The organism is Citrobacter sp. TBCS-14, from assembly GCF_005280805.1.
GTDB classification, from domain to species: domain Bacteria; phylum Pseudomonadota; class Gammaproteobacteria; order Enterobacterales; family Enterobacteriaceae; genus Citrobacter; species Citrobacter gillenii.
Window position 1 is genome coordinate 1 of record NZ_SZWM01001220.1, and the last position, 245, is coordinate 245.

At 52.7% G+C, this 245-nt stretch carries 1 pseudogene; it reads right to left on the reverse strand.

From position 1 onward, the window contains the following. Positions 1–45 precede the first annotated feature (45 nt). Positions 46–245 (reverse strand): annotated as a pseudogene (hycI, locus tag FDX22_RS26345) (hydrogenase maturation peptidase HycI); the annotation flags it as partial.

A 245-nucleotide genomic window follows, 5' to 3' on the forward strand; every position in this document is an offset into this window, starting at 1 on the left:
GCGGGAAACAGGCCGGATGTCACTCACATCCGGCACTGATACGGTTTACTCTTCTGGCGCTTCCAGCTCGGAGAATCCACCGTGTCCTTCCCAACCGGCTAATTGCTGATAGACGGTATCAACAGCATCTTTGATCGGCTGTGTCATCGGGTAGTAAAAACCGACGATGTCCGGTTGAATGCCGAGGAAAATCACCTCACCAACGTCGTCTTTCAACTGATCGACCAGGTAACTCAGCGGCATGT